This window comes from Kribbella sp. NPDC055110, from assembly GCF_053607525.1.
Genome location: NZ_JBSGTS010000059.1, coordinates 1 through 6,350, shown reverse-complemented (window position 1 = coordinate 6,350; position 6,350 = coordinate 1). Strand labels below are relative to the sequence as shown.

At 67.9% G+C, this 6,350-nt stretch carries 2 protein-coding genes; both read left to right on the top strand.

Features of this window, described 5'->3' with window-relative positions:
• Positions 1 to 89 precede the first annotated feature (89 nt).
• Complete coding sequence (fahA, locus tag ACWF0M_RS37985) at positions 90 to 1,289, top strand: fumarylacetoacetase (protein ID WP_452240622.1); 1,200 nt, start codon at positions 90 to 92, stop codon at positions 1,287 to 1,289.
• Positions 1,290 to 2,470: 1,181 nt separating this feature from the next.
• Positions 2,471 to 6,286 (top strand): endo-alpha-N-acetylgalactosaminidase family protein, encoded by a 3,816-nt coding sequence (locus tag ACWF0M_RS37980; protein ID WP_452240621.1) that lies wholly within the window; start codon positions 2,471 to 2,473, stop codon positions 6,284 to 6,286.
• Positions 6,287 to 6,350 lie beyond the last annotated feature (64 nt).

Here is a 6,350-nt window from a genome sequence, read left to right as displayed (position 1 = left end):
CGAGCGACCGGAACAGACCGTCACCCCGGCTCCCGCCGAGTCCCAACAGCAAGCACCGTATCGGTGCCTGCAGCAAGGATGGTGCCCTAGTGACCTGGATCGACATCCCGGACGGTTCGCCGTTCGGGCCGGAGAACCTGCCGCTCGGGGTGTTCCGGCACGGCGAGGAGGAGCCGCGGGTGGGTGCGGCGATCGGCGACCAGATCATCGACCTCGCGCCGGTCGCGTCCGCGCAGATGCTGGACGGCGCACAACTGTTCGCGGAGCCGACCCTGAACGCGTTTCTCGCGCTCGGCCGCCCGGCCTGGCGCGCGACCCGGAACTGGCTGCTCGACCTGGTCCGCAACTCGGCTGACCGGGACACGGTCGAGCCGCATCTGATCCCGCAGTCCGCAGTCACCATGCTGCTCCCGTTCGAGGTCGCCGACTACGTCGACTTCTACGCCTCCGAGCAGCACGCGACGAACCTCGGCCGGCTGTTCCGCCCGGACTCCGAGCCGCTGCTGCCGAACTGGAAACACCTGCCCGTCGGCTACCACGGCCGGGCCGGCACGATCGTTGCCAGCGGCACCGACATCGTCCGTCCCTCCGGCCAGCGCAAGGCGCCGGACGCCACGGTTCCGACCTTCGGACCGTCCCAGCGGCTCGACATCGAGGTCGAGCTCGGCTACGTCGTCGGTACGCCGTCCACGCTCGGAAAGCCTGTTTCCGTCGAGCATTTCCGCGACCATGTGTACGGCGTGGTTGTCGTCAACGACTGGTCCGCACGCGACCTGCAGGCGTGGGAGTACGTGCCGCTCGGCCCGTTCCTCGGCAAGTCCTTCGCCACGTCGATCTCCCCCTGGGTCGTCTCGCTCGACGCACTCGCAGCCGCCGCCGTCCCGCTCCCGGCGCAGGACCCGCCCGTCCTCCCGTACCTGGCCGGCAAGAACCTGGTCAACTACGACATCACGTTCGAGGTCAGGTTGAACGGTCACCTCGTGAGCTCCCCGCCGTACCGCGACCTCTACTGGTCGCCGGCCCAGATGCTCGCCCACATGACCGTCAACGGCGCCTGCGTCCGCACCGGCGACCTCTACGCCTCCGGCACCGTCAGCGGCCCCGAGAAGAACCAACGAGGCTCCTTCATCGAACTGACCTGGGCCGGCCGCGAGCCCCTCATCCTCGACGGCAAGGAACACGCGTTCCTCGAGGACGGCGACGAGGTCACCATCTCGGCGTGGGCCGCGACCGTGAACGGACCCCGCCTCGGCCTAGGAGAGGTCACCGGCCGCATCACCCCAGCCTGACCCCCCGCCTCACCACCACCCGCCTCACCACCACCCCCGGCACACCACCACCCGCCTCACCACCACCCCCGGCACACCCGACGCCGTCCGGCTAGCCCACCAAGCCGAGCTAGCTCACTCCCCCAGCCCACCCCGTCCCCTCCAACACGAGGGGATATCCACCGGTGTTGTGGGTTCTCCCCTGGCATACGAGCAGAGAACCCCTAGCACGAAGGGATATCCGGGTCTTCTGTCCGATGTGTGGGTGGTCGTCGCCCCACCAGGGACCCGGGAGGTTGTGCGGGGCCGCTGCCCACCACGGCGGCTCACCCGTGAATGACGGAGGTCAGTGGGGGAGAACTCCTGCTCGATCCGCGCCAATCCTCCGGAGCGGGGAAACAAAGTTGCACGGATCGACGATTTCTTTCCCCGCCGCGCCGGCTCACGCGGGCCGCCCGTGCGGCCTCAGGTCGAGTCGTGGCGTTTGGTTGCCCCTCGACACCGCGAGTCGTGAATCGAGGCTGCAGGTGACCGCCAAACCCCACGACTCGACGGGGCAGGGGAGAACCCCTAACACGAGGGGCGGTTATCCGGCCCCCGTGCCCGGCTGCCGGGCCACTCGGCGCCGCCCAACTCAGCCCAGCCGACCCACACCTGCGTCACAAGACCGGATATCCCCTCGCGTTGGGGGTTCTCCCCTGGTGTACGAGCAGAGAACCCACCATTCGAGGGGATATCCGTTCTTCTGCCCGAGGTGGGGGTGTGGTGGTGCCGGCTGGGCGATCGGGTTGGTGGCGGCGTGGCGGCGTGGCGGCGTGGCGGCGTGGCGGCTTGCGGCGGGGGTGATGTGCACGCTCGACAGGTAGTGCACCGGCGAGACGGTGTACGCGCGGGCGCGTTCACGCTCAGGTGCACTACCCGGCCGCCCGACATCTCCTGTCGAGCTTGCACATCACGCCGAGCCCGGTACCGCCCTGGGACCTGTCGACCACCCACACCGGTCACAAAAGCCGGATAACCCCCCTTGTTGGGCCGCCTCCCTCTCGGTTGATGTCTTTGGGTTCCCACCAACCCTCTGGGAGCGGCCGAAACGGTTGGCGCGCGCCCAAAGTGGGGCCTTCGGGTGGGACCGCGAGGCGAATTCTGTTCATTACTGTTTGTTTCTCTTGACGAGTTAGCGCTTACGTGCGAACTTTTGGCGCATGAAACGTTCAGTGGGGTGTGGAGTACTGGCTGTAGCCCTGGCCGCCGGGGTGCTGAGCGTGCCTGCAGGTGCGCACGCCGACAGCACAGCCGACGACCTGACACTGCGGTCGAGCGAGTTGACGGTCACCGTCGGGGCGGACTTTCCCCGGGTGGTCAAGTACGTCGACAACGCCTCCGGGCAGGCCCTCGCGGGTCAGCCGGACGCGATCTCGACGGTCACGATCGACGGCGTGGCCCGCACCGCGCATCTCACCGCGGCACCGACAGTCGACGGCGCGGTCGACGGCGCGGTCGACGGCGCGGTTGACGGCGCGGTTGACGGCGCGGTCGACGGCGGGCGGGCGTCGTACACGCTGGCCTTCGACGCCCTGCCCGGTGTCGAACTGGACGCGAGCCTGAGCGTGACGGGCCGGGTGACGAAGTTCGCGATCGACGCGGTGCGCGACACTGACACGAGTCGCGTGCACACCATCGACATCCCCGACCACGACCTGGTCTCGGTGGCGAGCACGGACGCCGGCGCGACAACTGCGCTCACCACGCTGGATCCGGATTCGACACGGACCGCGGACAAGATCACGCCGGTCACCGCGAGTACGCCGGGTGACACAACCGCGACCGGTGCGGCGTACGCGTTCGTCAACACCAGCGGGCTCGCGGCGGGCATCGAGTCGAGCTCGGTGTACGACAAGCCGTCCGGGCCGTCGGTCGACGACGGCGCCCGGTTCTGGCATCGCGCCCGAAAGGCCGCCGACGGCAGTACGCGCGTTGGCGTGTGGAGCGGCCAGTGGACGTACCGTGCCGACACGTCGCCGTACACCGAACCGCTCCCCTGGGCGAAGGTCGTCGTCACCCCCGACGCGAACAATGACCACACGGTCGACTGGGAGGACGGCGCGGTCGCGTTCCGATCGATCATGACCGAGCCGAACGGCGGCGACCAGGTCAAGAACCGGGTGATCACGCACATCCCGTTCAACTTCGCCAGCCAGGCCACGCACCCGTTCCTGCGGACCCTCGACGACGTCAAGCGGATCTCGCTCGCCACCGACGGCCTCGGCCAGATGGCAGTCCTCAAGGGGTACGGCGCTGAGGGCCACGACTCCGCCCACCCGGATTACGGCGGCAACTACAACACCCGCGCCGGCGGCCTGACCGACCTGAACACGCTGCTCAAGCAGGGCAAGTCCTGGAACGCGGCGTTCGGCGTGCATGTCAACGCGACCGAGTCCTACCCGGAGGCGAACGCGTTCAGCGAGGACCTGGTCGACAAGAACGCCAAGGGCTGGAACTGGCTCAACCAGAGCTACTACATCAAGCAGCGCCCGGATCTTGCCTCCGGCAACATCGTGAAGCGGTTCCAGCAACTCCGCGACGAGACCGACAAGAACCTGCAGGAGCTGTACATCGACGTGTATTACCAGTCGGGTTGGCTCGCCGACGGCCTGTCCCGGCAGCTCGCCGGCCAGGGCTGGCAGATCGCGACCGAGTGGGCCGACCGCCACGAGCGGACGTCGCTGTGGTCGCACTGGGCCAACGACCTCGACTACGGTGGCGCCACCAACAAGGGCCTGAATTCGCAGATCATCCGGTTCGTCCGCAACCACGAGAAGGACGTCTGGAACAACGACCCGATCCTCGGCCAGACCGCGATCGTCGAGTTCGAGGGCTGGACCGGCGAGACCGACTGGAACGCGTTCTACGCCAACATCTGGCAGCGCAACCTGCCCGCGAAGTTCCTGCAGCAGCAGAAGATCCTCGACTGGAACAGCGGCGACATCACGTTCACCGGCGGCGTCCGCGGTGCGGTCGAGAACGGGAAGCGGACTCTGTACGTCGGGGACGCGAAGGTGCTCGACGGCGACAAGTACCTGCTGCCGTGGGACAACAACAAGAAGCTCTACCACTACAACCCGACCGGCGGCCGCACCACCTGGAAGGTTCCGTTCGCCGGCACGAAGACCTTCTCGGTCTACAAGCTGACCGACACCGGCCGGGTCAAGGTCGCCACCGCGCCCGTCCGCAACGGCAGCATCACCCTCGACGCGAAGGCCGGCCAGCCGTACGTCGTCTACCCGGACATGGCGCCGACGCCGGGACCCGCGAACTGGGGCGAGAGCTCGCACGTCAAGGACCCCGGCTTCAACGCGGGCAACCTCGCCGCCTGGAACGCGACCGGCAACGCCACGATCGGCACCCTCGAGAACGGTCAGCACGTCGCGGAACTCGGTACGAAGGCGTCGTCGATCCGGCAGCAGCTCACGGGCCTGACTCGCGGTCGCACGTACAGCGCCTCGGCCTGGATCGAGGTCGAGCCGGGCAAGTCCCGCCCGACCACGTTGACCGTCGACGGCGCTCGCAACCAGGTCATCAGATCGACCGCGCAGAACATGGTTGCCGCCGACGACAAACACGAGGCGTACTACCAGCGCGCTCGGGTCGTCTTCGAGGCCAAGGGCGGCACAGCCGACCTGGCGATCGGAGCAGCTGCGGGTGCCGCGCGGGTACGACTGGACGATGTGCGGGCGGTCGAGACGACGAGGCCTGCGGCCGGGCTGGTCGACGACTTCGAGCATGTCGACCAGGGTTGGGGGCCGTTCGTGAAGGGCGATGCCGGTGGCGTCACCGACCCGCGGACAGTGCTCGCTCCCAAGCATGCGCCGTACACGCAGGCGGGCTGGAACGGGAAGCTCGTCGACGACGTGCTCGACGGCAACTGGTCGCTGAAGTCGCACGAGGAGAACGACGGGCTGGTCTACCGGACCGCGCCGTGGACGGTGAACTTCCAGTCGGGCCACAAGTACAAGGTCAGCTTCGACTACGAGAGCGGTCGCGCGGGTCAGTACGCGTGGGTCCAGGGCGTCGACCGGCCGGCGTCCGTGGAGGTCAAGGCGACGCCGATCGGCGAGCAGCGCACGAAGGCGACGTTCAACCAGGAGTTCGTGGCCGGTTGCGGCGGTGACTATTGGGTCGGGCTGCGCAAGCTCACCGACGGCGGCGACCAGAGCGACTTCGTCATGGACAACTTCGCCGTGACGGATCTCGGTACGACGTCGCAGCCGGCGGACTGCACCTCGGTCGCGGTGTCGGGCCTGACCGGGCTTGTCTCCGGTGAAGCCAACACCGTCACCACCACGTTCACCAACAACGATGTGGTTGCCGCCAACAACATCACGCTGGGCCTGACCGCGCCGGACGGCTGGATCGTCACGGCGACCACGCCGGCGACTCACGCGACCGTTGCCGCAGGCACCAGTGTGACGACCACGTGGGACGTGACTCCCCCGGCCGGTACGCCGGAAGGGAAGTACCCGCTGACGGTGACGGGTGGTCAGGCGACGATCAGTGCGGAAGCCACCGTGCTGCCGCCGGGGATCGTTCCGCAGTCCCGGATCAAGGTGGCCGACGTGAGCAGTGAGGACGTCGGCACGGGTGGTGCCGCGACCTCGGCGCTGGACGGAAACCCCAGCACGCTTTGGCATTCTGCCTGGTCCGAGGTCAGTACGCCGGCCGGGTACCCGCACTACATGACGCTCGATCTCGGGTCGACGTACCAGGTGAACGGGTTCGGCTACCTGCCGCGACAGAGTGGCACTAACGGGATGTTCAAGGGGTACGAGATCTACGTCAGCGCGGACGGCCAGGACTGGGGTACGCCGGTGGCGACCGGGCAGTTCCCGAACTCCACCGCCGTACAGCGCGTCGACTTCACCGCGAAGCCCGGCCGCTACGTGAAGTTCGTAGGCACCAGCTCCCTCAACGGAGCAGTCTTCGGATCCGCCGCCGAGCTCAACGTCTACGGCACCCACTAACCGGGGCGCTGAACACCAACTGGGGGCGTTGCACAGGCAATAACCTGTGCAACGCCCCCAGTAC

Coding starts and splice junctions, on each gene's coding strand:
- ACWF0M_RS37980 (WP_452240621.1), top strand. CDS start 2,471: ATGAAACGTTCAGTGGGGTGTGGAGTACTGGCTGTAGCCCTGGCCGCC.